The sequence below is a fragment of the Mycobacterium sp. PO1 genome (assembly GCF_017312405.1).
GTDB lineage: Bacteria > Actinomycetota > Actinomycetes > Mycobacteriales > Mycobacteriaceae > Mycobacterium.
The window spans coordinates 1-24,966 of the sequence record NZ_BLTG01000059.1 but is presented as its reverse complement, the minus strand read 5'-3'; the positions used below and the strand labels follow the sequence as shown (position 1 = coordinate 24,966).

At 67.9% G+C, this 24,966-nt stretch carries 21 protein-coding genes and 2 tRNA genes; 15 read left to right on the top strand and 8 right to left on the bottom strand.

Annotation, left to right across the window (positions count from 1 at the left end; translation table 11 throughout):
* Window positions 1–681: 681 nt before the first annotated feature.
* The 10 genes from dnaN (at window position 682) to J3476_RS19035 (ending at window position 10,751) form a co-directional block, all read left to right on the top strand.
* Window positions 682–1,881, top strand: coding sequence for a DNA polymerase III subunit beta (gene dnaN, locus J3476_RS19075; protein ID WP_207067944.1), 1,200 nt, complete (start codon window positions 682–684; stop codon window positions 1,879–1,881).
* 31 nt (window positions 1,882–1,912) lie between these two features.
* Window positions 1,913–2,806, top strand: coding sequence for a phosphogluconate dehydrogenase (NAD(+)-dependent, decarboxylating) (gnd, locus tag J3476_RS19070; RefSeq protein WP_152514806.1), 894 nt, complete (start codon window positions 1,913–1,915; stop codon window positions 2,804–2,806).
* Between the two features lie 12 nt (window positions 2,807–2,818).
* Window positions 2,819–3,979 (top strand): DNA replication/repair protein RecF, encoded by a 1,161-nt coding sequence (recF, locus tag J3476_RS19065; RefSeq protein WP_207067943.1) that lies wholly within the window; start codon window positions 2,819–2,821, stop codon window positions 3,977–3,979.
* The gene (locus tag J3476_RS19060) at window positions 3,976–4,548 is read left to right on the top strand and encodes a DUF721 family protein (protein WP_207067942.1); all 573 of its coding nucleotides are present in this window, start codon (window positions 3,976–3,978) and stop codon (window positions 4,546–4,548) included. Before recF ends, J3476_RS19060 begins: the two co-directional genes overlap by 4 nt.
* 220 nt (window positions 4,549–4,768) lie before the next feature.
* Window positions 4,769–6,796 (top strand): DNA topoisomerase (ATP-hydrolyzing) subunit B, encoded by a 2,028-nt coding sequence (gene gyrB, locus J3476_RS19055; RefSeq protein WP_207067941.1) that lies wholly within the window; start codon window positions 4,769–4,771, stop codon window positions 6,794–6,796.
* A 34-nt stretch (window positions 6,797–6,830) separates the two neighbouring features.
* Window positions 6,831–9,356 (top strand): DNA gyrase subunit A, encoded by a 2,526-nt coding sequence (gene gyrA / locus J3476_RS19050; RefSeq protein WP_207067940.1) that lies wholly within the window; start codon window positions 6,831–6,833, stop codon window positions 9,354–9,356.
* Window positions 9,357–10,403 carry a DUF3566 domain-containing protein gene (locus J3476_RS19045; RefSeq protein WP_207067939.1) on the top strand — a complete coding sequence of 349 codons (1,047 nt, stop codon included), beginning with the start codon at window positions 9,357–9,359 and terminating at the stop codon, window positions 10,401–10,403. It abuts the gene before it with no gap.
* Window positions 10,404–10,461: 58 nt separating this feature from the next.
* A tRNA-Ile gene (locus J3476_RS19040) sits at window positions 10,462–10,535 on the top strand.
* Window positions 10,536–10,552: 17 nt separating this feature from the next.
* On the top strand, window positions 10,553–10,675 hold the full coding sequence (locus J3476_RS27995) for a hypothetical protein (protein WP_286183344.1): 123 nt from the start codon (window positions 10,553–10,555) through the stop codon (window positions 10,673–10,675).
* A 3-nt stretch (window positions 10,676–10,678) separates the two neighbouring features.
* Window positions 10,679–10,751, top strand: a tRNA-Ala gene (locus J3476_RS19035).
* 8 nt (window positions 10,752–10,759) lie between these two features.
* Here J3476_RS19035 and J3476_RS19030 read toward each other — a convergent pair.
* The gene (locus J3476_RS19030; RefSeq protein ID WP_207067938.1) at window positions 10,760–12,106 is read right to left on the bottom strand and encodes an L-serine ammonia-lyase; all 1,347 of its coding nucleotides are present in this window, start codon (window positions 12,104–12,106) and stop codon (window positions 10,760–10,762) included.
* A gap of 13 nt (window positions 12,107–12,119) precedes the next feature.
* On the bottom strand, window positions 12,120–12,554 hold the full coding sequence (cwsA, locus tag J3476_RS19025; protein ID WP_207067937.1) for a cell wall synthesis protein CwsA: 435 nt from the start codon (window positions 12,552–12,554) through the stop codon (window positions 12,120–12,122).
* Between the two features lie 108 nt (window positions 12,555–12,662).
* On the opposite strand from cwsA, the gene J3476_RS19020 reads away from it, so the two are divergent.
* Window positions 12,663–13,190 (top strand): peptidylprolyl isomerase, encoded by a 528-nt coding sequence (locus tag J3476_RS19020; protein ID WP_152514826.1) that lies wholly within the window; start codon window positions 12,663–12,665, stop codon window positions 13,188–13,190.
* A 48-nt stretch (window positions 13,191–13,238) separates the two neighbouring features.
* Here J3476_RS19020 and J3476_RS19015 read toward each other — a convergent pair whose 3' ends face one another.
* Complete coding sequence (locus J3476_RS19015) at window positions 13,239–13,667, bottom strand: PH domain-containing protein (RefSeq protein WP_207067936.1); 429 nt, start codon at window positions 13,665–13,667, stop codon at window positions 13,239–13,241.
* A 149-nt stretch (window positions 13,668–13,816) separates the two neighbouring features.
* Window positions 13,817–14,098: a cell division protein CrgA gene (gene crgA / locus J3476_RS19010; RefSeq protein ID WP_152514828.1), complete on the bottom strand. Its 282-nt coding sequence runs from the start codon at window positions 14,096–14,098 to the stop codon at window positions 13,817–13,819.
* Between the two features lie 120 nt (window positions 14,099–14,218).
* Between crgA and J3476_RS19005 the strand changes: the two genes are divergently transcribed.
* The 4 genes from J3476_RS19005 to J3476_RS18990 all read left to right on the top strand — a co-directional run bounded on the left by J3476_RS19005 (window position 14,219) and on the right by J3476_RS18990 (window position 18,938).
* Window positions 14,219–14,980, top strand: coding sequence for a DUF881 domain-containing protein (locus J3476_RS19005; RefSeq protein WP_207067935.1), 762 nt, complete (start codon window positions 14,219–14,221; stop codon window positions 14,978–14,980).
* Window positions 14,981–15,160: 180 nt separating this feature from the next.
* Window positions 15,161–16,537, top strand: a complete 1,377-nt coding sequence (locus J3476_RS19000; protein ID WP_286183342.1) for a PE-PPE domain-containing protein — start codon at window positions 15,161–15,163, stop codon at window positions 16,535–16,537.
* A gap of 305 nt (window positions 16,538–16,842) precedes the next feature.
* Window positions 16,843–18,189, top strand: a complete 1,347-nt coding sequence (locus J3476_RS18995; RefSeq protein ID WP_286183341.1) for a PE-PPE domain-containing protein — start codon at window positions 16,843–16,845, stop codon at window positions 18,187–18,189.
* 44 nt (window positions 18,190–18,233) lie between these two features.
* Entirely contained in the window at window positions 18,234–18,938 is a 705-nt protein-coding gene (locus tag J3476_RS18990; protein WP_207067933.1) for an aminodeoxychorismate/anthranilate synthase component II, read from the top strand.
* On the opposite strand, the gene pknB is transcribed toward J3476_RS18990, so the two are convergent.
* The 4 genes from pknB to J3476_RS18970 form a co-directional block, all read right to left on the bottom strand.
* Window positions 18,916–20,793, bottom strand: coding sequence for a Stk1 family PASTA domain-containing Ser/Thr kinase (pknB, locus tag J3476_RS18985; protein WP_207067932.1), 1,878 nt, complete (start codon window positions 20,791–20,793; stop codon window positions 18,916–18,918). The genes J3476_RS18990 and pknB overlap by 23 nt on opposite strands.
* On the bottom strand, window positions 20,790–22,049 hold the full coding sequence (locus tag J3476_RS18980; protein ID WP_163672430.1) for a protein kinase: 1,260 nt from the start codon (window positions 22,047–22,049) through the stop codon (window positions 20,790–20,792). The genes pknB and J3476_RS18980 overlap by 4 nt, the downstream gene beginning before the upstream one ends.
* Window positions 22,050–22,119: 70 nt before the next feature.
* On the bottom strand, window positions 22,120–23,595 hold the full coding sequence (pbpA, locus tag J3476_RS18975) for a penicillin-binding protein 2 (RefSeq protein WP_207067931.1): 1,476 nt from the start codon (window positions 23,593–23,595) through the stop codon (window positions 22,120–22,122).
* A partial coding sequence (locus J3476_RS18970; protein ID WP_207067930.1) for an FtsW/RodA/SpoVE family cell cycle protein occupies window positions 23,592–24,966 on the bottom strand: 1,375 nt, incomplete at its 5' end. The genes J3476_RS18970 and pbpA, both read right to left, overlap by 4 nt.

Below are 24,966 nucleotides of genomic sequence, written 5' to 3'. Positions count from 1 at the left end.
CTCCCAACGGAGGCACCAGCTGACAGCGCGCGCCCCGCACTCAGCTCACACAGCGCGCGCCGCACTCAGCTGACACAGCGCACCGCATGACGCCTTCACCCGCCCTCCGACGGCACGCCGACTCGTCCAGCCACCACCCTCGCGACGGGCGCCCGCTCCCCCAGCGGGCTCCGCGATGCCGCCCAGGCCGAAAACGACAGAAAAACTTCTGTACCCACCGCCCCACCTGTCACAGCACCAGGCTGTGCACCGCACTGTGCACTACCTGAGGTCAACCGTGCGATTCACCCCAAGGCGCGTCCACAACCACCGCGCCGTCCCCAACCCGTCACCAAGGGCGCCGTTGATATCCACACCCTGCTCACAGGTCGACGACCCCGCTGGCCAGCGCCGACACCACGTTGTCCCCAGTGTGCACAACACCTACTACTGTTACTGATCTCAATACATCAATTTCTTCTAGAAGAAGCGTCTTGGGGACACCGTGCTCACAGGCCTTCCCAGAGCCCCGAACGTCGCCGATGTCGGCGGGATGGATTAGCTTTCAAGTTGAGACGGAAAGCTCTACGGTGGTTCATCGACAGCCGTTGCGCTCGCTGCACTGTGCCCGCCCGGGCGCACGTGCGGTGGCGGGAAAACCGCTGATTGACGCTTTATCGGGGTGTGCATCGAAGGGACGCTATGAACGTGGCGACGACAACGGCTGGTCTCACGGATTTGAAATTTCGACTGGCCCGCGAAGACTTCGCCGATGCGGTTGCCTGGGTCGCGCGCAATCTGCCGTCCCGGCCGACGGTCCCGGTGCTGGCCGGCGTGCTGCTCACCGGCACCGACGAGGGACTGACGATCTCCGGGTTCGACTACGAGGTCTCCGCCGAGGTGCAGATTCCGGCCGAGATCGCTTCTCCGGGAAGCGTTTTGGTGTCCGGACGGTTGCTCAGCGACATCGTGCGCGCGCTGCCGGCCAAGCCGGTCGACGTCAGCGTCGAGGGCACGCGGGTCGCGTTGAGCTGCGGAAGTGCACGTTTCTCGCTGCCCACCATGGCGGTCGAGGATTACCCGACGCTGCCCACCCTGCCCGACGAGACCGGAGTCGTGTCCTCCGAGCTGTTCGCCGAGGCCATCGGCCAGGTCGCGGTCGCGGCGGGGCGCGACGACACGCTGCCCATGCTGACCGGCATCAGGGTCGAGATCTCCGGCGAGAAAGTGGTTTTGGCCGCCACCGACCGGTTCCGCCTGGCCGTCCGGGAGCTGACCTGGTCCACCGACGCCGCCGGCGTCGAGGCCGCAGTGCTCGTCCCCGCCAAAACGTTGTCCGAAGCAGCCAAGGCCGGCGCGGACGGCGCCGACGTGCACCTGTCTCTCGGCTCCGGTCCGGCGGTCGGCAAGGAAGGTCTGCTCGGTATCCGCAGCAAGGGCAAGCGCAGCACCACCCGGCTGCTCGATGCGGAGTTCCCCAAGTTCCGCCAGCTGCTGCCGACCGAACACACCGCGATGGCCACCTTGGGCGTGGCCGAGCTCACCGAAGCCATCAAGCGTGTGGCCCTGGTCGCCGACCGCGGCGCGCAGGTTCGGATGGAATTCGCCGACGGTGTGCTCCGGCTGTCCGCAGGCGCCGACGACGTCGGTCGCGCCGAGGAAGACCTACCCGTCGAATTCGCCGGTGAACCGCTCACCATCGCGTTCAACCCGACCTATCTGACCGACGGCCTCGGTTCGTTGCACGCCGATCGCGTGACATTCGGGTTCACCACACCGAGTCGGCCGGCGGTGTTGCGTCCGGCCGGCGACGACGACGCCGCAGCCACCGGCGCCGGGCCGTTCCCGGCGTCGCAGACCGACTATGTCTACCTGTTGATGCCGGTTCGCCTTCCCGGCTGACCGGTGCGAACACACGAAAAGGGGCGTTGACATGCAGCTGGGTCTGGTTGGCCTGGGAAAAATGGGGTTCAACATGCGCGCGCGCCTGCGCGACGGCGGCCATGAGGTCGTCGGGTACGACCCGCGGCCCGAAGTTTCCGATGTCGCGTCGCTGGAGGAACTGGCCGAGAAGTTGCCCTCTCCCCGAGTCGTCTGGGTGATGGTGCCCTCCGGCACGGTCACCAACGAGACCATCGTCGGTTTGGCCGGGGTGCTCGAGAAGGGCGATCTGGTGATCGACGGCGGCAACTCTCGTTACACCGAGGACCAGCCTCACGCACACTTGTTGGCCAACAAGGGAATTGGATTCATCGACGCCGGGGTGTCGGGTGGTATCTGGGGGCTGACTGAAGGCTATGGCCTGATGGTGGGTGGTTCCGAGGCCGACGTCGAGCGCGTCATGCCGATTTTCGACACGCTGCGCCCGCCCGGACCCCGTGAGGACGGGTTCGTCCATGCCGGCCCGGTCGGTGCCGGTCACTTCGCCAAGATGGTGCACAACGGGGTCGAGTACGCGCTGATGACTGCCTATGCCGAGGGCTACGAGATGCTGGCCGCCGAAGAGCTGGTTCAGAATCCGCAGGCGGTCTACCAAGCGTGGACGAACGGCACAGTGGTGCGGTCGTGGTTGCAGCAGCTGCTGGCCAAGGCGCTCAAGGAAGACCCGAATCTCGCCGAGATCAGCGGCTACACCGAGGATTCCGGTGAGGGTCGCTGGACGGTGGAGGAAGCGATCAGGTTGCGGGTGCCGGTGCCCGGCATCGCCGCGTCACTGTTCGCGCGATTCCTGTCCCGGCAGGACGACTCCCCCACCATGAAGGCGGTCTCGGCTCTGCGTAACCAGTTCGGCGGACACGCGGTGAAGCGGATCAGCGAATCCGGCTGAGCGAGAAGATCGGTGTACGTCCGCCACCTCGTCTTGACCGATTTCCGGTCGTGGCCGCGAGTCGAGCTCGAGCTCGCTCCGGGGCGGACGGTGTTCGTGGGTCCCAACGGCTACGGTAAGACCAATCTTGTTGAAGCACTGTGGTATTCAGCGACTCTGAATTCCCACCGGGTGGCCACGGACGCGCCGTTGATCAGGGTCGGTGCTGACCGGGCGATCATCTCGACGATCGTCGTCAACGAGGGCCGCGAGTTGGCCGTGGATCTGGACATCACCTCCGGTCGGGCGAACAAAGCCAGGCTCAACCGCTCACCGGTCCGGTCTGCCCGCGAGGTGCTCGGTGTTCTGCGCGCGGTGTTGTTCGCCCCGGAAGATCTTGCCCTCGTCCGTGGCGACCCGGCAGAACGGCGGCGCTATCTCGACGAATTGGCCACCACGCGGCGGCCGAGGATCGCCGGGGTCCGCGCGGACTACGACAAAGTGGTGCGCCAGCGCACAGCGTTGCTCAAGACCGCCGCAGGTGCCAGGTTCCGCGGTGATGACAGTGCCCTGCAAACCCTGGACGTGTGGGATGGTCACCTCGCCGCCCACGGCGCCCAATTGATCGCTGCCCGAATCGATCTCGTCAACGAGTTGGCTCCGGAGGTCGAGAAGGCTTATCAGTTGCTCGCGCCAGCGTCGCGGCCTGCGTCGGTGCGGTACCGCAGCCGCGTGGAGGTGGTCGAGCACGAGGCCGCCGCGGGTAACGCCGATGTCGAGGTGCTGGAGGCGGCGTTGCTCGACGAGCTGAGTCGGCGCCGGTCCGCCGAACTGGAGCGGGGGGTCTGTCTGGTGGGTCCACACCGTGACGACCTCGAGCTCAGACTGGGCGAGCAGGTCGCCAAAGGGTTCGCCAGCCACGGTGAATCGTGGTCCATGGCATTGTCGTTGAGGTTGGCGGCCTACGAGTTGCTGCGAGCCGAAGGTAGCGATCCGGTGTTGCTGCTCGACGACGTGTTCGCCGAACTGGACACCGCACGCCGCGAGGCACTGGCTCAGGTCGCCGCGTCGGCCGAGCAGGTGCTGGTCACCGCCGCGGTCGCCGAGGACATCCCGGCCGACTGGGACGCGCGGCGCATCGACATCACCATGCGGGACACGGATGCCGGCCGGATCTCGGAGGTGCAGCAGTGAGCGACGAACCGGACGACAGCGAGGGCGCCGCCGCCGGCCCGCCGGCACATCTGTCCCACTTGTCGGGTATGGATCTGGTGCGCCGCACCCTCGAGGAGGCCCGGGGCGCGGCGCGCCAGCAGGGGAAGAACGTGGGGCACGGCCGCAGCGCGCCGCCGCCGAGGCGGGTCGCCGGTGGCGGGCGGCGGCGCTGGTCGGGTCCGGGCCCGGACGGTCGCGACCCGCAACTGTTCGGCAATGTCACCAACGAACTGGCGCGCAGCCGGGGATGGTCGAACCGGGTCGCCCAAGGGGCGGTGTTCGGCCGGTGGCGGTCAGTGGTCGGCGATCAGATCGCCGCCCACGCCTCCCCGACCTCACTGCACGAGGGGGTGTTGACCGTGTCGGCGGAGTCCACGGCGTGGGCCACCCAGTTGCGATTGGTGCAATCGCAGCTGCTGGCCAAGATCGCGGCAGCTGTCGGCGACGGCGTCGTGACATCGTTGAAGATCCAGGGACCGGTCGGTCCTTCCTGGCAGAAGGGCCGCTACAGCGTGCGCGGCCGCGGTCCCCGCGACACCTACGGGTGAGTTCCGGGAGCTGCGCCTGAGAGCCACCAGGACGCGAGCGCAGTGTTTCCGAGGCGTCAAGACCTATCCTGAATCGAGAAATTCCGTGCACGGCGCGATTAGGTGTGTGGAAACGCCGCCACAGAATCGGTCCTGACGGTCGGTAACGGTAGACTGTACGAAGACCTGCGAGCGGTGCTCGATCGCTTGCCTGCGAAACATCCAAGGAGACGCGTCCAACGTGGCTGCCCAGAAGAAGAATGCTCCGAGCGAGTACGGCGCCGATGCGATCAAGGTCCTCGAAGGCCTGGAAGCGGTACGTAAACGTCCGGGTATGTACATCGGTTCCACCGGGGAGCGCGGTCTGCACCACCTGATCTGGGAGGTGGTCGACAACGCCGTCGACGAAGCGATGGCCGGGTTCGCCACCAAGGTCGATGTGCGCATTCTCGAAGACGGCGGCGTCCAGGTCACCGACGACGGCCGCGGTATCCCGGTGGCCATGCACTCCACCGGCATCCCCACCGTCGACGTCGTGATGACCGTGCTGCACGCCGGCGGCAAATTCGAAGAGGGCGCCTACCAGGTCTCCGGTGGTCTGCACGGCGTCGGCGTCTCGGTCGTCAACGCGCTGTCGACGCGGTTGGAAGCCGACATCCGCAAGGACGGCTACGAGTGGTTCCAGACCTACGACAAGTCGATTCCGGGCACCCTCAAGCAGGGTGAGAAGACCAAGAAGACCGGCACCACCATCCGATTCTGGGCCGATCCGGACATCTTCGAGACCACCGTCTACGACTTCGAGACCATCGCGCGTCGCCTGCAGGAGATGGCGTTCCTGAACAAGGGACTGACCATCGAGCTCACCGACGAGCGGGTGGCCGCCGAAGAGATCACCGACGAGGTGGTCAGCGACACCGCCGAAGCGCCCAAGACCGCCGAGGAGAAGGCCGCCGAGGCGACCGCCCCGCACAAGGTGAAGCATCGCGTCTTCCACTACCCCGGCGGGTTGACCGACTTCGTCAAGCACATCAACCGCACCAAGACCGCGATCCAGCCCAGCATCATCGACTTCGAGGGCAAGGGCGACGGCCACGAGGTCGAGGTCGCGATGCAGTGGAACGCCGGCTACTCCGAATCGGTCCACACGTTCGCCAACACGATCAACACCCACGAAGGTGGTACGCACGAAGAAGGTTTTCGTACCGCACTCACCTCCGTGGTGAACAAGTACGCCAAAGACAAGAAGCTGCTCAAGGAAAAAGACGCCAACCTCACCGGCGACGACATCCGGGAGGGGCTGGCGGCGGTCATCTCGGTCAAGGTCTCCCAGCCGCAGTTCGAGGGTCAGACCAAGACCAAACTCGGCAACACCGAGGTGAAGTCCTTCGTCCAGCGGATCTGCAACGAGCAGCTCAGTCACTGGTTCGAAGCCAACCCCGCCGAGGCGAAAACGGTGGTGAACAAGGCGGTCTCATCGGCCCAGGCCCGGCTGGCCGCCCGCAAGGCACGGGAGTTGGTGCGGCGCAAGAGCGCCACCGACATCGGCGGTCTGCCCGGCAAGCTGGCCGACTGCCGCTCCACCGATCCCCGGAAGTCGGAACTGTATGTGGTGGAGGGTGATTCCGCCGGCGGCTCGGCCAAGAGCGGCCGCGACTCGATGTTCCAGGCGATCCTTCCATTGCGCGGCAAGATCATCAACGTCGAGAAAGCCCGCATCGACCGGGTGCTGAAGAACACCGAGGTCCAAGCGATCATCACCGCGCTGGGCACCGGCATCCACGACGAGTTCGACCTCGCCAAGCTGCGCTACCACAAGATCGTGCTGATGGCCGACGCCGACGTCGATGGGCAGCACATCTCGACGTTGCTGCTGACGCTGTTGTTCCGGTTCATGAAGCCACTGGTGGAAAACGGGCACATCTTCCTGGCGGCGCCGCCGCTCTACAAGCTCAAATGGCAGCGCAGCGAGCCGGAGTTCGCCTATTCCGACCGCGAGCGCGACGGTCTGCTCAAAGCCGGACGCGAGGCCGGCAAGAAGATCAACGTCGACGACGGTATCCAGCGCTACAAGGGTCTGGGTGAGATGGATGCCAAGGAACTGTGGGAGACCACGATGGATCCGTCGGTGCGGGTGCTGCGCCAAGTCACCCTCGACGACGCGGCGGCCGCCGACGAACTGTTCTCCATCTTGATGGGCGAGGACGTCGAAGCGCGCCGCAGCTTCATCACCCGAAATGCTAAAGACGTTCGCTTCCTTGACGTTTAGTTACTGATTCTGCGATAGGGCCAGGGAAAACTCTATGACTGACACCACGTTGCCTCCCGGCGACGAAGCCGGCGACCGCATCGAACCGGTCGACATCCAGCAGGAGATGCAGCGCAGCTACATCGACTATGCGATGAGCGTCATCGTCGGGCGTGCGCTGCCCGAGGTGCGGGACGGTCTCAAGCCGGTGCACCGCCGGGTGCTCTACGCGATGTTCGATTCCGGGTTCCGCCCGGACCGGTCCCACGCGAAGTCGGCCCGCTCGGTCGCCGAGACGATGGGTAACTACCACCCGCACGGCGACGCCTCGATCTACGACACCCTGGTGCGGATGGCGCAGCCGTGGTCGTTGCGCTATCCCCTGGTGGACGGGCAGGGCAACTTCGGTTCGCCGGGCAACGATCCGCCGGCCGCGATGCGTTACACCGAGGCGCGGCTGACTCCCCTGGCCATGGAGATGCTGCGCGAAATCGACGAGGAGACAGTCGATTTCGTCCCGAACTACGACGGACGTGTTCAGGAGCCGACGGTTCTGCCGAGCCGCTTCCCGAACCTGCTGGCCAATGGTTCCGGCGGTATCGCCGTCGGCATGGCCACCAACATCCCGCCGCACAACCTCGGTGAGCTCGCCGAGGCGGTGTACTGGTGCCTGGACAACCACGAGGCTGACGAGGAAGCCACCCTGGCCGCGGTCTGCGATCGCGTGAAGGGTCCGGACTTCCCCACCCATGGCCTGATCGTCGGGTCCCAGGGCATCGAGGACACCTACAAGACCGGACGCGGTTCGATCCGGATGCGTGGCGTCGTCGAAATCGAGGAGGACTCGCGCGGTCGCACCGCGATCGTCATCACCGAGTTGCCCTATCAGGTCAACCACGACAACTTCATCACCTCGATCGCCGAACAGGTCCGCGACGGCAAGATGGCCGGGATCTCCAACATCGAAGACCAGTCCAGCGACCGGGTCGGTCTGCGCATCGTCGTCGAGATCAAGCGCGACGCGGTGGCCAAGGTGGTGCTGAACAACCTCTACAAGCACACCCAGCTGCAGACCAGCTTCGGCGCGAACATGCTCTCGATCGTCGACGGCGTCCCGCGCACCCTGCGCCTGGACCAGATGATCCGCCATTACGTCAATCACCAACTCGACGTCATCATCCGGCGGACCACCTACCGGCTGCGGAAGGCCAACGAACGGGCCCACATCCTGCGCGGCCTGGTCAAGGCGCTCGACGCGCTCGACGAAGTGATCGCGCTGATCCGGGCCTCGGAGAGCGCGGACGTCGCCCGCACCGGCCTGATGGAGCTCCTCGACGTCGACGAGATCCAGGCCCAGGCGATCCTGGACATGCAGCTGCGCCGGCTGGCCGCCCTGGAACGCCAGCGCATCGTCGACGACCTGGCCAAGATCGAGGCCGAGATCGCCGACCTCGAGGACATCCTGGCCAAGCCGGAACGCCAGCGGGCCATCGTGCGCGACGAACTCAAGGAGATCGTCGACAAACACGGTGACGCGCGCCGCACCCGGATCATCCCGGCCGACGGAGATGTCGCCGACGAGGACCTGATCGCCCGCGAAGAGGTGGTCGTCACGATCACCGAGACCGGTTACGCCAAGCGGACCAAGTCCGACCTGTACCGCAGCCAGAAGCGCGGCGGCAAGGGTGTGCAGGGCGCCGGCCTCAAGCAGGACGACATCGTCAACCACTTCTTCGTCTGCTCCACCCACGACTGGATCCTGTTCTTCACCACGCAGGGCCGGGTGTACCGGGCCAAGGCGTATGACCTGCCCGAGGCCTCCCGCACCGCGCGGGGCCAGCATGTGGCCAACCTGCTGGCGTTCCAGCCCGAGGAGCGCATCGCCCAGGTCATCCAGCTCAAGAGCTACGAAGACGCGCCCTATCTCGTGCTCGCCACCCGCAACGGACTGGTCAAGAAGTCGAAGCTCACCGACTTCGACTCCAACCGCTCCGGCGGCATCGTCGCGGTGAACCTGCGCGACGGTGACGAGCTCGTCGGTGCGGTGCTGTGCTCGGCGGACGACGACCTGCTGCTGGTGTCGGCCAAGGGTCAGTCGATCCGCTTCTCGGCCACCGACGAGGTGCTGCGCCCGATGGGGCGGGCCACCTCCGGTGTGCAGGGCATGCGGTTCAACACCGACGACGCGCTGCTGTCGCTCAACGTGGTGCGCGACGACACGTATCTCCTGGTCGCGACGTCGGGCGGGTACGCCAAGCGCACCGCGATCGAGGAGTACCCGGTGCAGGGCCGCGGCGGCAAGGGTGTGCTCACGATCCAGTTCGACCGGCGGCGTGGCACGCTGGTCGGAGCGCTGATCGTCGACAACGACACCGAGCTGTACGCCATCACCTCCGGTGGTGGGGTGATCCGCACCGGTGCTCGACAGGTCCGGAAGGCCGGGCGCCAGACCAAGGGCGTTCGCTTGATGAACCTGGGTGAGGGCGACACACTGATCGCGATCGCGCGTAACGCCGAAGCCGGCGACAGCACCGACGAGGTCAACACCGACCCGGGCGCGCCGACCAGTGAGGAGTCGTAGGTGAGCTCACCCAACGAGCCGGGTTCTGCTCATGACGCGGGTTCGTCGGGCGGCCAGGCGCCGCGCGGCGGGCCGCAGCAGTCGGGGTCGTCGCCGGCGCATGTCGCCGAGTCCGGCGACGTCCCGCCCTGGCAGCGGGGGCCGGCAGCCCGCGCTCGCCAGCAGCAGACGCCGGACGGGTCGGCCGGTGAGGCCCGGCGTGGCGGCGGGCAGCAGGGCCTGGACGCGCGGCTGAACCGCTTCATCGCGGGCGGTTCCCCGGCCGAGGGCGACACCACTTCCCGCAATGAGCGCACCGACACGATCCGACCCGACAGTGCGAGACCGGACAGTGCCAGGCCCGACAGTGCCCGGCCGGAAGCCGGGCGGGCCGAAGGTGCGAGGCCAGAGGCCGGCCGCCCGGAGTCCCGGCCCGAGGTTCCCCGTCCGGACGCGCGGCCCGAGGGTGCCCGTCCGGAGTCGAGGCCGGAAGGTCCCCGACCTGAAGGGGGGCGTCCCGACGGCAACCGCACCGAGCAGGCCGCAAGGCCGGAAGGCGGCAAGTACAACAGCGAGCTGCCCGACCTGTCCGGTCCGATGCCGCGTCCGGCGCAGCAGCGCAAACCGGCCGAGCGTCCCAGCGTCGAGCAGCGCCCGCCACAGCCGAACAAGGGCGTGCAGGTCGCGACCCGCCAGCACAAGGGTCCGGTGCGGGCCAGCATGCAGATCCGCCGCATCGACCCGTGGAGCACGCTGAAGGTGTCGCTGCTGCTGTCGGTGGCGTTGTTCTTCGTGTGGATGATAGCCGTGGCGTTCCTGTATCTGGTCCTCGGCGGGATGGGCGTCTGGACGAAGCTGAACAGCAACGTCGGTGACCTGCTGACCAGCGCCAGCGGCGCCTCCGGCGGTGAGCTGGTGTCCAGCGGCACGATCTTCGGCGGCGCGGCACTGATCGGCTTGGTCAACATCGTGCTGCTGACGGCGGCGGCCACGATCGGCGCGTTCATCTACAACCTGACCACCGACCTGGTGGGCGGCGTCGAGGTGACCCTCGCCGATCGCGACTGACGGTTTGGGAGACAGCGACACCGTACGGTAATCTCGTCGCTCGGCCCGTGTGGTGCACGGGGCTATAGCTCAGGCGGTTAGAGCGCTTCGCTGATAACGAAGAGGTCGGAGGTTCGAGTCCTCCTAGCCCCACGGAAAGGTTCACATCGATGAAGTTGGTGTTCCTGCTCGCAGCCGGCGTCGCTGTGGCCGCCGCGGTGGTGTGGCGGACCCAGCACGAACCCGAGGTGTGGCACACCTTGCCGGGCCGCCTCACCGATGTTCCTTCCTGATCGGGGGCCTTAGCTCAGTTGGTAGAGCGCTGCCTTTGCAAGGCAGATGTCAGGAGTTCGAATCTCCTAGGCTCCACAAGTGCGTCAGCATTCGACGACGTTGAGGGCGAGCCCGCCCAGTGACGTCTCCTTGTACTTCTCGGCCATGTCGGCCCCGGTGTCGCGCATCGTCTTGATCGCGGTGTCCAGGCTGACGTGATGGATTCCGTCGCCGCGCAACGCCATCCGCGCGGCGGTGATCGCCTTGACCGAGGCCACGGCGTTGCGTTCGATACACGGGATCTGCACCAGGCCGCCGACGGGATCGCAGGTCAGCCCGAGGTTGTGCTCGATGCCGATCTCGGCGGCGTTCTCCACCTGCGCCGGCGTGCCACCGAGCACCGCGGCCAGCCCGGCGGCCGCCATCGAGCATGCCGAGCCCACCTCCCCCTGGCAGCCGACCTCCGCGCCGGAGATCGAGGCATTGGTCTTGAACAACTGGCCGATGGCCGCGGCGGTGAGCAGGAACTCGACGACGCCGTCCTCGCAGGCGTCCGGGACGAAGCGCCAGTAGTAGTGCAGCACAGCGGGAATGATGCCGGCGGCGCCGTTGGTGGGTGCGGTGACAACCCGGCCGCCTGCGGCGTTCTCCTCGTTGACCGCGAGCGCGAACACGGTCACCCAGTCCATCGCGTAGAGCGGGTCGGTCGGATCGGCCTCGAGTGCCTGCGCCAGCGCCGGTGCCCGACGACGGACCCGCAGACCGCCGGGCAACACCCCTTCGGCGTGGAGTCCGTTGTCCACGCACTCGCGCATCACCGCCCAGATGCGCAGGAGGCCCTCACGGAGCTCCGCGTGCCCGAGCGCCGCCTCGTTGCGGGCCATGATCTCGGCGATCCGGCAGTTGTTCTCGACGGCCAGACTCACCAGTTCCGCGCCGGTGGTGAACGGATGCGGCACCGCCGGAGTGGCAGCAGTCGCTTCGCCCTCGGCGAGGACGAATCCCCCGCCCACCGAGTAGTACACCCTGCGCAGCAGCTCTCCCCCGTCACCGGCGAACGCGGTGAACACCATGCCGTTGCTGTGGAATTCCATGGCGCGCAACGACAGAACGACGTCTGCGGCCGGGTCGAACTCGATCGGGTGCTCTCCGGCCAGGCGTAGCCGCCGGTTTGTGCGGATGGCGTCGACGCGGTTCCGGGCCTCGGCGGGGTCGACCGTCTCGGGAGCGAAACCCTCGAGGCCGAGCAGGACTGCGCCGGGCGTGCCGTGACCGGCCCCGGTGGCGCCGAGTGAGCCGTAGAGCTCGACACGGATGCGGGCCACGTCGGTGAGCCGGTCTTCGGCCACCAGCTGGTCGACGAAGCGGTGTGCGGCCCGCATCGGCCCGACGGTGTGCGAACTCGACGGTCCGATACCGACGGAGAACAGATCGAACACCGAGACGGTCATGGCGCGCGACGCGTTACGGCTTGGGGGTGACTTCGACGCTGGGCTCCAACGCCGACGGCTCCGGCTGGGTGGAACGCCGCACGATCACGAATGCCGCCGCTCCCCCGGCGAGGACGACCGCGCCGACACCGGCGATCAGCAGCGTCCGGCGCCGAGAGCGGGTCCGGCGCGCCTTGGTGAGGGTGTCGGGCAGCTGCGCCACCGCTTCCTGTGCCGCGGCCAGCTCGGCGGCGACGGTCTCCTGCGCCGCGTTCAGCTCGGCCTTGAGTTGTCTGGCCAGTTCACTGCGCCGGTATCGGTCGCCGACCCAGGCCGCCGACGAGCGGGCCGAATCCACCCCGATTCCGAGCGCTCCCCTGGTGACGTCGACCGGACCGATCGTCGAGTACTTCAACCCGCGGCTCAGTCGCTGACGTGGGGTCAGTCGGAGTTCGGTCTTGGAGCGCATAGTCCACCTCTTTCACACCTGGCGGTGTCGCGCCTATCAGCCTGCCATCTCGCCGAACTCCACGGTGCCCGGTTGGGCCCGGGAGGGGGCGTGGCACACTGACTTCCCGTGACGAGTCCTATTCAGACCGCGACCGCGACCCTGCACACGAACCGGGGCGACATCAAGATCGCCTTGTTCGGTAACCACGCGCCCAAGACCGTGGCCAACTTCGTCGGCTTGGCTCAGGGCACCAAGGACTACAGCACCGAGAACGCGTCGGGCGGCTCGTCGGGCCCGTTCTACGACGGCGTGATCTTTCACCGGGTGATCGACGGATTCATGATCCAGGGCGGCGACCCGACGGGAACCGGCCGTGGCGACGCGGGCTACAAGTTCGCCGACGAGTTCCACCCCGAACTGCAGTTCGACAAGCCCTACCTGCTGGCCATGGCCAACGCCGGGCCCGGCACCAACGGCTCGCAGTTCTTCATCACGGTCACCGAGACGCCGCACCTGAACCGCCGGCACACCATCTTCGGTGAGGTCGTCGATCCCGAGTCGCAGAAGGTCGTCGACGCGATCGCCAAGACGCCGACCGACCGGGGCGACCGCCCGACGGATCCGGTCGTGATCGAGTCGATCACCATCTCCTAGCGACTTCGGCGTGGTTGTCGGCGCTCAGCGTCGGCGACCACGCCGACTTCACGCCCGGCCGGGGGCGAATCCGGTTTCGGTGAGCGCGTCGAGCACGTGCAACGGGTCGGTGCCGAGGTCCCAGCGGCTCAGGACGAGCAGTCGGTCGTCGGTCGTGTCGATCTCCAGCAGGCGCACCTTGCGCCCGATGCGGCGGAACTCGGTGATCCGGATCAGGGCGATGTCAGCTTTGGTGAGTTCCCGCTGCCGCCACCAGCCGCGGTAGATCAAGGCGCCGTCGTCGATTGCCAGTTTCGGTCGAGCGCGCCACGACATGACGGCAAACAGCAGCAAACCGACCGCGGCAAGGCCGATCAAGATGCGTCCCGGCACGTCTGTGACCAGCGTCACAGCGCTGACGCCGAGGAAAACACCGAGAATCGCGGCCCCGACGAGGCCCGCGGTCGGCGGACCCCACGAAGTTTGCTGGGCGGACATTTCACCCTCTCCTACCGCGGACAACGGGGTTATCCACAAGTGCTATCCCCAATGGGGATGAATCACAACCGTGTGATCTGGTGACGATCGGGTAGCGCCGACGGTAACGCGCAGCGACCAAGATGAATTCAATCGGCGGCCGCCGCGGGTCACCGCCACCGCATCGTGAGCAGCAGACCCGTGATCATGAAGGCAAACGCGATGGCGTAGTTCCACACATTGAGGTCGGCCATCCACTGCAGAAAGCTGGGAGCGTCGGGACCGTTGCCGGCCAGCTGGAACACGATGAGCCACACCAGGCCGAGCAGCATCAGACCAACGAAGAGAACGACGAACCACATGCTCGACGGACCGGCCTTGACCTTCACCGGCGTCCGGCTCACCGGGTTGATGGTGAAGTCGTTCTTCTTACGGACCTTGGACTTGGGCATGCGAACCTTCGGACGATCGGCGTCGCACCGGCCGCCGGTGTCCTAAAACCACCGGTTGGTGCGACGATGTGTAGGCAAAGCCTAACGTAGCCGCGAACCTGCTCCCAGGAGATGAAGCCCATGCCGGACTCGACGCCGCCGCGGCCGACACGCTCGGCGTGGCGCTGGGGCGTGCCGGCGGTGTGTGTGGCCGCGGGATTGCTGCTCGGGGTGACGCACAGCGTCTCGGGGGGCGACGAGATCCGGGGCAGTGACGCTCCCCGGCTGGTCGATCTGGTGCGCGAGGCGCAGCAGTCGGTGGACCGGTTGACCGCCGAACGCGACGCCGCCGCGGACGCCATCGCCAACCATCACGGCGGCACCCCGTCGTCGGCGGCGGCGCTGGAGGCGATCACCCGCCGCGGAGATGCCCTGGCCGGTGCCGCCGGGTTGACCCCGTTGCGGGGCCCGGGCCTGGTGGTGACGCTCGACGATGCGCAACGCGACGCCCAGGGCCGGTTTCCGCGCGACGCCTCCCCCGACGACCTCGTCGTCCACCAGCAGGACATCGAAGCGGTGCTCAACGCCATGTGGAGCGCGGGAGCCGAAGGTGTGCAGGTGCAGGATCAGCGCATCATCGCGACATCGGCGCCGCGCTGTGTGGGCAACACGCTGTTGCTCAACGGCCGCACCTACAGTCCGCCCTATGTCATCTCGGCGATCGGTGATGCCGCGGCGATGCAGGACGCGCTGGCGGCCGCGCCGATGGTGACGCTGTACAAGCGCTACGTCGATCGATTCGGGCTGGGCTACAGCGAGGAGCAGCGCGACGTGGAGCTCGTCGGCCACACCGAGCCGGTCCGGATGGAGTACGCGGAGCCGATGGGTCCGCTGGGCTACTGAATCGACGGTTTCGAAAATTAGCTGTCGCCTAGCGCTTCTGTGTTCCTCCTGATATACAGAATTTCGCTGTTCGGACAGCAAGACCTGTTCTGAACGCGATTGTCCGCTTGCGGCTGTGCTTCGGGGGAGGGCCATGCCATGTTTGCGTCTGTCGATGTCGTTTGCTCAAATGAACGCCCAGTGAACCGGAGCCGATCTGCCGGCCGGCACCGCCGACGCACCCCGCGCGGGCGCCGGGGAGCACTGGCCGCCACCCTGTCGACGTCGGCGGCACTGGCGCTGTCGTGGGCCCCGTCGGCACCGGCGGCCACGGTTCTGGTGGCCGAAGGCACCGCCCAACCTGCCGGGACGGCCCAGACCGCGTTCAGCGGGGCCTTCTGTGCGCACAACACGTGCCGCTCGATCAGGAATGCGCGCCACCCGTTCGGCGTCGCGATGGGGTCACAACAGATGCAGGACGCCATCGACGCCACCCAGGGACCGCTGATCGTGATGGGGTTCTCCCTCGGCGCGGCGTCCGTGTACGACAGGATGCGGGCCTGGGAGAACGAACCGGCCATCGCTCCCGACGTCGACCGGCTCAAACTGATCGTCACGTTCGGAAACCCCGAGAACAAGTACGGCGGGGACGACCGCAAGAACTCCTACGCCGGCCTTCCCGAGGCGCAGCCCTACCAGCACCTCGACGTGGCGATGCAGTACGACAGCGTCGCCGACCGGCCCACCCGATGGGGGTGGTATTCGATGATCAATCTGACATTCGCCCGCCATCTGGACTACTTCGATCCCATCGACATCAACGACCCGGACTACCTCGTCTATCAGGATGCCGACGGCAGCACCTACATGCTGATCAAGGCCGATGTGCTTCCGATGCTCAAGTGGATGGACTGGTTCACCACCGACGAACGCATGGCGGAGCTCGACGCCAAGTACCGGCCGCTGGTCGAACGCGACTACGACCGGCCGGACTACATTTCGCAGGGCGAGGGCGCGGATTGGGGCAACGGCACTCCGCCGCCGACCGTGGAGACTTCCCCGGGTGGTGTGGATGACGCCGGGGCGGCCACACCGATGGCCACGGATGAGCCGGGCCGCACGGCCGACGATGCGCTATCGGGTGGAGCTGACCCCGACAGCGTGATCGCCGGCGAGGGAATCGTCGAGGGAAGCGTCGGGGGAAACACCGACGATGCACACGCCGCCGAGTACCCGGACGACCCAAGCGCCGATGACGGGACCGTGATCGACGACCCAGACGCCTCGGACGCCGGCGGCTTCGACCACCCGGACGACCGGCCGGACGAGCGGCTGGCCGACCACCCGGACGACCGGCGGGCCGACGACCCGACCGCGCCCGACGACGCGGACGACCACCGGGCCGACGTGGACCTCCCGGAAGGCGCCGGTGACGTTGCTGAGGCCGACGAGGCCGCCGACGCCGACGAACCCGAACCGGGGATCGACACCGACGAGGACGAGGCGGACCGCGCCGACCGGGAAGCGCCCACCTCCGCGCGTCGCGAGTCCGAGGATCCCGCCGGCGACCAGAGCTGAGTCAGGGGTGACGGGCGCGGTCGCGAGTGAGCCCGTCAGCGTCACAACTGCGTAATGGCTGCGCCGGGTGAATTTGCTGACCCGATGGGTACGGTTGGGGAGGCGGGGAGCGACAGCGTCCCTGGTAGTCGCAAAATGCCAGGGGCCAACGGGTTATTCCCCGCGTGAAGGGTGAAGTCGGTCCGATGTTTCAGCGAAGAGGACTCGGGCATGTACTTCGCCGTAAGCGGTAACAGCACCACGCCCTGAACACTTGCGTCCAACCCCGTCTGGCTCAGTGACGATGCCGCGAAGGCGGCTGCGCGGTGCCCACCGATCGACTGGTCGAGGAACCCATGAACTCTCATCGCCGGACTGGATATGTCGCCGGAATCGCCACGCTGTTGACGCCTTTCGCGGTTCCGTTTGCCGCGCCGCCCACCGCTGCGGCCGCGACCGCGTTGTTCGCCGAGGGTGCCACGCGGCAGAGCGGTGAAGCGCAGTCCGCCTTCGGCGGCGCGTTCTGCGAGGAGAACACCTGCCGGTCTCTGGGGAGGGGCACCATCACGCCGTCGGGAAGTGCCCGCCGCATCCAGGACGCGGTCGACTCGACCCCGGGCGAGATCATCGTGGCGGGTTATTCGGTGGGTGCAGCCGGCGTGTACAACCGGCTGCGGACGTGGGAAGAGGATCCGACGCTGGCCCCCGACCCTGAGCGGGTGGTGCTGGTGGTCACGTTCGGCAATCCCGAGAACAAATTCGGCGGCGACAACCGCCGGGTACCGGGGACCGGCCTGCCGCAGACCCAGCCTTACGACCACCTCGACGTCGTGGCGCAGTACGACAGCGTCGCCGACAGCCCGACGCGGTTCGGCTTCTATTCTGCGGTCAACTCGCTGTTCTCGAACCGGCACTTCGCCTACTTCGAGGGTCTCGACGTCAACGATCCGGACAACCTGGTGTACCAGGCGGGCAACACCACGTACATGCTGATCCCGGCGGAGACGTTGCCGATGGTCAGCTGGCTCGCGCCGTTCGTGTCCGACGAGCGCCTGGCCGAACTCGACGCCAAGTACCGTCCGCTGGTCGAACGCGATTACGACCGTCCGGCCTACACACCGCAGGGGGAGGGTGCGGACTGGGGCAACGGGACCCCGCCGCCCAGCCTGCAGGATCCCGTGGCCGAGCCCGATCAGACGACGACGGAGACGGGGGAGAGCGAGTCGCAGTCGCCCGGACGGGTCGCGGGAGCCGACGAGCCGTCAGCTGAGGACTCTGCTGGTGCCGAGCTGGTGAGCGTGAGCGCGTCGGCTGACGCCGCACCCGACGGCGACGACGCGCAGTCCTCTGCTGCCGATGACCCGGACAGCGGCCTCGCGGAGACAGACGTCGCGGCGGAGGTCGGGAACGAAGAGTCCGAGGCCCATCAGAGCGACGCCGACGACACGAGCGAGATCCGTGGCACGCGCGAGGCCGACGACGCGGAAGAATCGGACGACTCGGAAGAATCCGCCGACGCTGACGAGTCCGCAAGCACTGAAGGCTCGGACGATGCCACCGACAGCGACAAGGCCGACAGCGACTCGGGCGACAGCGACAAGGCCGGTAGCGACTCGGGCGGTAGCGACTCGAGCAGTAACGACAAGGCCGGCGGCGACAAGGCCGGCGACTGAGCCCGCCGCCCGCGCAGCCTCGAACCGGGCGGTAACCTGTGACGATGCAGGTGTTGGTCGTCGACAACTACGACAGCTTCGTGTTCAACCTGGTCCAGTATCTGGGCCAGCTCGGGGTGGACGCGCAGGTGTGGCGTAACGACGACGACCGCCTGGGCACCCCCTCCGATATCGCTGCTGCAGCCACCGAGTTCGATGGGGTGCTGCTCAGCCCCGGGCCGGGCACCCCGGAGCGCGCCGGCGCGTCGATCCCGCTGGTGCACGCCTGCGCCGCCGCCCGCACGCCGCTGCTGGGCGTCTGTTTGGGACACCAGGCGATCGGGGTCGCGTTCGGAGGGACGGTCGACCGGGCGCCGGAACTGTTGCACGGCAAGACCAGCGTGGTACATCACAGCAACCAGGGTGTACTCGCCGGGCTGCCGGATCCGTTCGTCGCCACCCGCTACCACTCGCTGACGATCCTGCCCGACACGGTGCCGTCGGAACTCGAGGTCATCGCCCGCACAGTCGGCGGCGAACGACGTGACGGCATGGATGGCGGCGGTGTGATCATGGCGGTCCGCCACGTCGAGCTGCCCATCCACGGCGTGCAGTTCCATCCCGAATCGATCCTCACCCAGGGCGGTCACCGCATGCTGGCCAACTGGCTGGGCTTCTGCGGAGCCGCGCCGGCCGAGCAACTGGTCCGCGCACTCGAGGAGGAAGTCGCCGGCGCCGTCGCCGCGGCTACGACGCGAAGTTCAGCGTGATCCTCGATCCGTAGGTGACCCCCGTGCCCGGTGCCGGGCTCTGGTTCACCACCGCGTTGGTCCGCTGTCCGCTGTTCTGGACGTCGGCGCCCTTGTCCAGCACCCCGGTCCAGCCCAGCGCCCGCAGCCGCGGCTCGGCGTCGGTCCAGAACATTCCGGTCAGGTCCGGCATCACGAACTGGTTGCCGCGTGACACCTGGATCTGGATGACGGTGTCCTGCGGAACCGTCTGTCCGGCCGCGGGTTCCAAGCCGACCACCAGTCCCGCCGAGGTGGTGCTGTCGACCTGCACCGGCACCGTGTTGAGGAACCCCGAGGCCGTCAAGACCTCCTGGCAGGTCTGCTGAGTCTGGCCGACGCAGTCGGGCACCACGGCGGTGGCCGGGCCGCGGCCGACGACGATGGTGATCTCGTTGGTGATCGCCGAGGTCTGATTGGCCGGCGGAAGGGTGGAGAGCACCCGGTCCTTCTGCTCAGGGGTGGACTCCGACGTCGTCTGCCGGAACCGTTCGAAGCCGGCGTCGGTGAGCTTCTCCACCGCCTGGCCATAGGTCAGGCCGGAGACGTCGGGCACCTCGCGCTGCTCGGGTCCGGTCGAGACGTTGACGGTGATCTCGTCGCCCGCGGCGACCGAGCTGTCGGCCTCCGGGTCGGTGCTGATGACGTGGTCGGGTGGCACCTCGGAGTCGGGCTGCTGCTGGGTGCGGATGGAGAATCCCCGGTTCTGCAGCGCAGCGATCGCGTCGGCGGAGACCTGCCCGCTGACGTCGGGCACCTGCACCTCGCGGGTGTCGCCGCCGAACATGTTGATGCCGACGGTGACCAGCACCGTCAACACCGCCAGCACGGCGACCGCCACCACCCAGCGGGCGACCGAGCCGCTGCGCGGGCGTTCCACGTAGCGCGGCTGATGGCCGCCGACGGGGTCGATCGGTTCGGTGCGGTCCGAGGGCGCCGATGCGGCCAGCATCGACGTCCGCTCGGCGTCGGTGAAGATCTTCGGGGCGTCCGGCGTCTCACCGCTGTGCACCTTGACCAGGTCGGCGCGCATCTCCGCGGCGGTCTGGTAGCGGTTGTCGGGGTTCTTGGCCAGCGCCTTGAGCACGACCGCGTCCAGGTCGGGGGAGATGTCGCCGTTGCGGGTCGACGGCGGCACCGGGTCTTCGCGGACATGCTGGTAGGCGACCGCGACCGGCGAATCCCCGACGAAGGGCGGTTCCCCGGTGAGCATCTCGTAGAGCACGCAGCCCAGCGAGTACACGTCCGAGCGGGCGTCGACCTTGTTGCCGCGTGCCTGCTCGGGCGAGAGGTACTGCGCGGTGCCGATCACCGCGGCGGTCTGGGTGACGGGGTTGCCGGCGTCGGCGAGCGCGCGGGCGATGCCGAAGTCCATCACCTTCACCGCGCCCGACTTGCTGATCATGATGTTGGCGGGTTTGACGTCGCGGTGGATGATGCCGTGCTGATGGCTGAAGTTCAGGGCCTGGCAGGCGTCGGCGATGACCTCGATGGCCCGCTGGGCCGGCATCGGGCCCTCGGTGTGCACGATGTCGCGCAGCGTCACACCCTCGACGTACTCCATGACGATGTAGGGCAGCGGCCCGGTGGGTGTCTCGGCCTCCCCGGTGTCGTACACCGCGACGATGGCGGGGTGATTCAGGGCCGCCGCGTTCTGCGCTTCGCGGCGGAACCGCAGATAGAAGCTCGGGTCGCGCGCCAGGTCGGCGCGCAGCACCTTGATCGCGACGTCGCGGTGCAACCGCAGGTCGCGTGCGAGGTGGACTTCGGACATGCCGCCGAAGCCGAGGATCTCACCGAGTTCGTACCGGTCGGAGAGGTGCTGGGGGGTCGTCATCGCAACATCTGTTCTGAGGCGTCCAACATCGACGTCGGGGGTCCGACGTCGTCAAGCGGGCGGGATACCCGGTATCCCTGAAATCCATGATCGCCGAAGCGCGCGGGTGCGGCCGCCGGCGACTCCGCCGGTGTCGTCTGTGACGTCTCGTCGCCGCTGGGGGCGCGGTCCTGCCGATCCTGGGCGTTGAGCACGATCAGGATCGCGATGACGATCGCCAGGGCACCGAGCACCCCGGCCGCCCACAGCAGCGCGCGCTGGCCTGACGAGAAGGTGCGCCGGGCCGGCGGCGCGGGGCGGTGGCTGCCGGTGGCGCGCGCGCGTGGCGGCGGTGCGGGGACCGCGCGGGCCTGGGTGGCCGACGGGACCGCCGTCGGCGCCGCCCGGCCGATCGACGGCGCGGCGTTGGGCCGCGGTGGCCGGCGACCGGCCCGCACCGCGGCGACCGCGTCGGCGAACGGGCCACCGGACTTGTACCGCATGCCCGGGTTCTTCACGAGGGTGATCTCGATCAGTTCGCGCACGTTGGGTGGCAGGTCGGCCGGCAGCGGGGGAGGGTTCTCCTTGATGTGCTTCATCGCCACGGTCAGTGCGCCGTCGCCGGTGAACGGCCGCTTGCCCGACACCGCCTCGTAGCCGACCACGCCGAGTGAGTACACGTCGCTGGCGGCGGTGGCGTCGTGGCCCAGCGCCTGCTCGGGGGCGATGTACTGGGCGGTGCCCATGACCATGCCGGTCTGGGTGACCGGGGCCGCGTCGACGGCCTTGGCGATACCGAAGTCGGTCAGTTTGACCTGCCCGGTGGGGGTGATCAGGATGTTGCCCGGCTTGACGTCGCGGTGCACGAGCCCGGCGGTGTGCGCGACCTGCAGCGCCCGGCCGGTCTGTTCGAGCATGTCCAGCGCGTGCCGCAGCGACAGCCGACCGGTGCGCTTGAGCACCGAGTTCAGCGGCTCACCGTTGACCAGCTCCATCACCAGGTAGGCGGTGCGGCCCTCGCCGTCGATGTCGGTCTCGCCGTAGTCGTACACCCCGGCGATGCCCGGGTGGTTGAGCATCGCGACCGTGCGGGCCTCGGCGCGGAAACGTTCGACGAACTCGGCGTCGGTGGAGTATTCGGCCTTGAGGACCTTGATGGCGACCCGGCGGCCCAGCCGGGAGTCCACGCCTTCCCAGACCTGGCCCATGCCGCCGGTGGCGATCAGCCGCTGCAGCCGGTAGCGCCCGGACAGCGTGACACCGACGCGGGGACTCATTTCTCGCCTCCGGCCCGGGTGCTGGCTTTTTCGCCTCCGGCTCGGGGACGTGTCGCAACCCCGGCGCGTCTCATGCGCCCTCCCGCAATGCAGCGGCGATGGTGGCGCGCCCGATGGGGGCGGCCAGCGCACCACCGGTGGCGGACAGGTGGTTCCCACCGTTCTCCACCAGCACCGCGACGGCGACCTTGGGGGCCTGCGCGGGCGCAAAAGCGATGTACCAGGCATGCGGAGGCGTGTTGCGCGGATCCGTACCGTGCTCCGCAGTGCCGGTCTTGGATGCGATCTGCACGCCGGCGATGGCTCCCTTCTGCTGAGTCACCTGCTCGGCGGCGACCATCAAGTCCGTAAGTGTATCCGCGACATCCTCGGAGACCGCTCGCCGCTCTTCCGTCGGCTCTGTGGTGGCGATCGTCGCGAGGTCGGGTCCGCGGAGGCTCTCGACCAGATACGGGCGCATCGTGACCCCGTCGTTGGCGACCGTCGCAGCGACCATCGCGTTCTGCAGCGGCGTCAGCGCGACGTCTTTCTGACCGATGCTCGTCATGCCCAGCGCCGCCGCGTCGGGGATCGGGCCGATGGTGGACTCGGCGACCTGTAACGGAATCGACGGCGGCTCGACGTCGACACCGAAGGAACGGGCCGTGCTGCGCAGCGCGTCGGCTCCGGTGTCGATGCCCAGCTGGACGAATGCCGTGTTGCACGAATGGGCGAATGCGTAAGCGAGCGTGGCGGTTTCGGCTCCACCGCAGGGGCGGCCACCGAAGTTCTCCAGCGTGGCGGTGCTGTCGGGCAGCGGGATCGCCGACTGCGCGGTCACCTGGGTGTCGGGGGTGGCGCCGGCCTGCAGGGCGGCGGCCGTTGTCAGAACCTTGAACGTCGACCCGGGCGGGTAGGTCTCGGAGATCGCGCGGTTGAGCAGTGGTGAGTCGGCCTCGTCACGCAGCCGCTGCCAGGCCTCGGTCTGCTCGGCGAGGTCGTGGGTGGCCAGCAGGTTGGGGTCATAGGACGGCGAGGACACCAGCGCCAGGATCTTGCCGGTGGACGGTTCGAGCGCCACCACCGAGCCCTGGCAGGGGCCCGAACACCCCTCCTGCATCGCGTCCCAGGCGGCCTGCTGCACCTCCGGGTTGATGGTGGTGTCCACATTGCCGCCGCGGGGATCGCGGCCGGTGAAGAAGTCGGCCAGGCGGCGGGCGAACAGCCGCTGATCGGACCCGTTGAGAACCGAGTCCTCGGCGCGTTCCAGCCCGGTGCTCGAGTAGCTCAGCGAGTAGAACCCGGTGACCGGGGCGTAGACCAGCGGATCCGGGTAGACCCGCAGGAACCGGAACCGTCCGCCGGTGGACACCGAGTAGGCCAGCAGCTGGCCGCCGGCGGTGATCTGGCCGCGCTGGCGGGAGTATTCGTCGAGCAGCACCCGCTGGTTGCGGGGGTCCGAACGCAGGCTGTTGGCGGTGAAGACCTGGGTGAAGGTGGCGTTGGCCAGCAGCAGCACGACCAGGCCCATGATCATCACCGAGATCCGGCGCAGCGAGGTGTTCATACCTTCTCGATCACCTCGGTGCTGGCGGCCGCGATGGGCCCGCCGGGTGCGGTGCTGCCGATCGGACGGCGCGCGGCGTGGGAGATGCGGACCAGGATCGCCAGCAGCAGATAGTTGGCCACCAGCGAGGACCCGCCGTAGGACAGCCACGGGGTGGTGAGCCCGGTCAGCGGGATCAGGTTGGTGACACCGCCGACGACGATGAACAGCTGGATCGCCAGCGTCGCGGCGAGCCCGGCGGCCAGCAGCTTGCCGAAGCTGTCCCGCACGGCGATCGCGGTGCGCAGGCCGCGGATGATCAGGATCGTGTACAGCATCAGCACCGCCGCCAGGCCGACCAGCCCGAGCTCCTCACCGACGGCGGCGATGATGAAGTCCGTGGAGGCGGCCGGGATCGTGCCCGGCTGGCCGTTGCCCAGTCCGGTGCCGAAGATGCCGCCGGTGGCGAAGCTGAACAGCGACTGCACCATCTGGTAGCCGGCCCCGTCGGGGTCGGCGAAGGGGTCCCACCACGTCTGCACCCGCACCCGGACGTGGTCGAACGCGTAGTAGGCGACGACGCTGGCGACGGCGAACAAGCCCAGGCCGAGCACCACCCAGCTGAATCGTTCGGTGGCGATGTACACCATCACCAGGAACGATGCGTACAGCAGCAGCGACGTGCCGAGATCCTTCTCGAAGATCATCACGCCGATGGAGGCGATCCAGGCGGCCAGCAGCGGGGCCAGGTCGCGCGGCCGAGGCAGATCCATGCCGAGCACGTGCTTGCCCGCGCTGGTGAACAGGTTGCGTTTGGACACCAGCACCGAGGCGAAGAACACCAGCAGCAGGATCTTGGAGAACTCGGCGGGCTGAATCGAGAAGCCGGGGAACTGGATCCAGATCTTCGCGCCGTTCTGCTCCGACATCGACCGGGGCAGCACCGCCGGGATCGCCAGCAGGATCAACCCGGTCAACCCGCACAGATAGCCGTAGCGCGACAGCATCCGGTGATCGCGCAGCAGGATGACCACCGCCGAGAAGCCCAGCACCCCGACCAGGGTCCACAACATCTGCTGGTTGGCGGTGCCGCCGAACCCCTGTGCGCGGTTCTCCTCGGCGGCCAGGTCCAGGCGGTGGATCATCACCAGACCCAACCCGTTGAGCAGCGCGACCACGGGCAGCAGCAGCGGGTCGGCGTAGGGCGCGAAACGGCGCACCGCCAGGTGCGCACCGGCGAACAGCGCCAGGTAGGCGACCGTGTACTGGGCCAGGTCCCAGTGCAGGCCCTGCTCCTGGTTGGCCTCGACGAGCAGTAGCGCAACCGTGGTGATCACGGCGGCGAAGCCGAGCAGGAACAGCTCGGCGTTGCGCCGGTTCGGCAGCGGCGGT